Raw genomic sequence first — 3,100 nt, 5'->3', positions numbered from 1 at the left:
GGGAGATCCGGCCCTCGTCGTCGGAAGGGGCGTCAGGCGAGCTCGACGAGGGATGCCGCCAGCCCGACGTAGCCGGCCGGCGTGAGCGCCAGCAGACGCTGACGGGCCTCCTCGCCGATGTCGAGTCCGCGCACGAACTCGGCGAGTTCCGCGGCGCCGACGCGGCGGCCGCGGGTGAGGTCCTTGAGCAGGGCGTACGGGTCGCTGATCTGCGAACGGCCGGCCACGATCTCGGCGCGCACCACGGTCTGGATGGCCTCGGCGAGCACCTCCCAGTTGTCGTCGAGGTCGGCCAGCAGCACGTCCTCGCGCAGCAGGATCTCGCCGAGCCCGCGCAGCAGGTTGTCGAGCGCGAGCAGGGAGTGCCCGAACGCGACGCCGATGTTGCGCTGCGTCGTCGAATCGGTGAGGTCGCGCTGCATGCGGCTGGTCACCAGCGTCTGCGCGAGCGTGGTGAACAGCCCGCCGGCGATCTCGAGGTTGGCCTCGGCGTTCTCGAAGCGGATCGGGTTGATCTTGTGCGGCATCGTCGAGGAGCCGGTGGCGCCCGCGACGGGGATCTGCGCGAAGTAGCCGAGCGAGATGTAGGTCCAGATGTCGGTCGCGAGGTTGTGCAGGATGCCGCCGGCGTGCCGTGCGCGGTCGTACAGCTCGACCTGCCAGTCGTGGGACTCGATCTGGGTGGTCAGCGGGTTGAACCCGAGTCCGAGCGACTCGATGAACCCGCGCGAGATCTCCGGCCAGTCGACATCCGGGTCGGCGGCGAGGTGCGCCGACCAGGTGCCGGTGGCGCCGGAGAACTTGGCCAGGAAGTCGGCGGCGGCGATCTGCTTCGCGATCCGCTCCAGGCGCCACACGAACACGGCGAGCTCCTTGCCCATCGTGGTGGGGGTGGCCGGCTGGCCGTGCGTGCGGGCGAGCATCGCCGCGTCCTGGTGCTGCTGTGCGAGGGTGCGCAGCTTCGCGATCACCTGGTGGAGCTTCGGCAGCCACACATCGTGCACGGCGCGCTTGACGGTGAGCGCGTATGCCGTGGAGTTGATGTCCTCGCTCGTGCAGGCGAAGTGGGTGAGCTCGGCGATGGAGTCGAGGCCGAGGGAGGCGAGGCGGTCGCGCACCAGGTACTCGACGGCCTTGACGTCGTGGCGCGTGACGGCTTCCTTCGCGGCGAGCCAGTCGACGGCATCCTGCCCGAAGTCGAGGTACAGCAGCCGCAGGCGGTCCTTCTGGACGTCGTCGAGGCGGGAGGTGCCGAGCAGGGCGCGGTCGGTGAGGGCGATCAGCCACTCCACCTCGACCTCGACCCGGGCGCGGTTCAGGCCGGCCTCGGAGAGGTAGTCGGAAAGCCCGGCGACCGCGGCGCGGTAGCGGCCGTCGAGGGGGCTGAGGGGCTGAGGAGGCAGAGCGCTCACGGGTCTCCGATGGGGTCGGCGTCAGGAGAGGAGGCGTGCCGGGTCGTGGTGCGCAGAGCGGGTTCGAGCTGCCGGAAGAGCGACCGGCACGCTCGTTCGATCATACCGAGCACGTCGTCGAACATCTCCGGGCCGGCGTAGTAGGGGTCGGACACGTCCGGACCCGTGGCCTCCGGGTCGAACGCCGTGAGCAGATGCACCTTCGCGGCATCCGCCTCGGTGGGGGCGAGCTGGCGGAGCACCCGGGCGTGCGTGCTGTCGAGCGCGACGATGAGGTCGTTCACGGCGAAGTCGGCCGGATCGAACTGGCGGGCGCGATGCAGGCTCCCGTCGTAGCCGCGCCGTTCGAGGGCGGCGACCGTGCGCGGGTCGGCGCGCTCGCCGACATGCCAGTCGCCGGTGCCGGCGCTGCGGGACTGCACGCGATCGCCGAGACCCACCGATTCCGCGAACCGCCGGAAGACGACCTCCGCCATCGGCGACCGGCAGATGTTGCCGGTGCACACGAACTCGACGCGGAAAGTCGAGTCGACGGGGGTCGACATGCTCCCATTGTGGACCGGGTTCGAGAACTCCCCGGGCATTTGGATGAGAACGCTGTCAACCGGCCCGTCTCCGTCCACAGCGCGGGCTCGGCAGCGGGGTTGTCCACAGCCGAGCGGATGGTCTGGCGGTGCGTGGACGACCCGGCCACGGTGGCGGGATGCTGCCAGCTCTCGCCACCCCAGACCTGCCCGCCCGCATCGCCGAAGTCCAGGCGATCGGACGCGAGCTCGAAGACCTCCGACTCGAGGCGATCGGGATCGGAGGAAGGCTGGGCGAGATCGCGACCGACACGACATGGACGTCGCGGGCCATGGCGGAGTACCGGCGCGGCGTGGCGGGGCTGCAGAACGACCTCGACGGGTTCGCGGGGAAGCTGGCGGCGGCGTGCGACTTGCTCCGCGGTGTGGTGAACGAGATCGTGACGGCCGAGCTGCTGCGCTCGGCGCACCCGGGCACGACGGTGGCATGGTGAGCGGCGCCGGAGACGTGCAGATCTCGGGCGGCGGCGCCGTCGCCGTCGACACCGGCTCGCTGCGGGCCGCGGCCGACCGGTTCCGCAGTGAGGCCCGGCAGCTTCAGCAGCTCGCCGCGGAGCTCGGCTGGTGCGCGGCACAGGTGCTCGAGCGCACCGGTGCGTTCGGCGCCGCCGCGTCGGAATTCGTGCTGCGCCTCGATGAGGATGCCGGAGCGCTCTCCGGCGAGGCGGACCGGATCGCGGGGCGGCTCACGGAGGCGGCGGCGCTGTACGAGGTCGTCGAGCAGCGCGTCGCACTCGAACAGGCCGAATCGCAGGGCGATGGCCACGCGACGGCGGCTGCGCACGCGCGGATCGGTGCGCTCCTCGCGGAGCATCCGGGAATCGACGAGCAGGCCGATGCCCTGCTCACAGCCTGGCGCGACGAGCAGACCGCACAGATGGAGGAGATCGCGCTCGAGCTGCTGCCGGTCGGAGTGCCGTACGCGCCGAGCTTCGGGCTGCCCATCGGCCCGGCGGGTTCACGGCAGCTGGGCGCGGACGTCGCGGCGCTGGTCGCCGGCCTCGGGTTCGGGAAGATGCGTCCGGGCACGACCGGCGCGGCGCCGGGCCCGGTCACCGTGCGGCAGCTGGGTGCGGCGACGGCGGGGCGGGCCCCGCGCGATCT

4 protein-coding genes are annotated in these 3,100 nt (G+C 71.7%); 2 read left to right on the top strand and 2 right to left on the bottom strand.

Annotation, left to right across the window (positions count from 1 at the left end; all coding sequences use genetic code 11):
* Window positions 1–32: 32 nt before the first annotated feature.
* Complete coding sequence (gene purB, locus VJR25_RS12545; RefSeq protein ID WP_324115521.1) at window positions 33–1,412, bottom strand: adenylosuccinate lyase; 1,380 nt, start codon at window positions 1,410–1,412, stop codon at window positions 33–35.
* Window positions 1,409–1,957 carry a low molecular weight protein-tyrosine-phosphatase gene (locus VJR25_RS12540; protein WP_324115519.1) on the bottom strand — a complete coding sequence of 183 codons (549 nt, stop codon included), beginning with the start codon at window positions 1,955–1,957 and terminating at the stop codon, window positions 1,409–1,411. Before VJR25_RS12540 ends, purB begins: the two co-directional genes overlap by 4 nt.
* Window positions 1,958–2,115: 158 nt before the next feature.
* Here VJR25_RS12540 and VJR25_RS12535 point away from each other — a divergent pair, with 158 nt between their 5' ends.
* Together VJR25_RS12535 and VJR25_RS12530 are read left to right on the top strand one after the other, a co-directional pair.
* Window positions 2,116–2,430 (top strand): hypothetical protein, encoded by a 315-nt coding sequence (locus VJR25_RS12535; RefSeq protein WP_324115517.1) that lies wholly within the window; start codon window positions 2,116–2,118, stop codon window positions 2,428–2,430.
* Window positions 2,424–3,100: WXG100 family type VII secretion target (locus VJR25_RS12530; RefSeq protein WP_414683781.1), on the top strand; the 677-nt coding region annotated here is incomplete at its 3' end. The genes VJR25_RS12535 and VJR25_RS12530, both read left to right, overlap by 7 nt.

This window comes from Microbacterium sp. (assembly GCF_035277845.1).
Classification (GTDB): domain Bacteria; phylum Actinomycetota; class Actinomycetes; order Actinomycetales; family Microbacteriaceae; genus Microbacterium.
The sequence above is the reverse complement of the archived record's forward strand: the minus strand, read 5'-3'. Positions and strand labels throughout refer to the sequence as shown.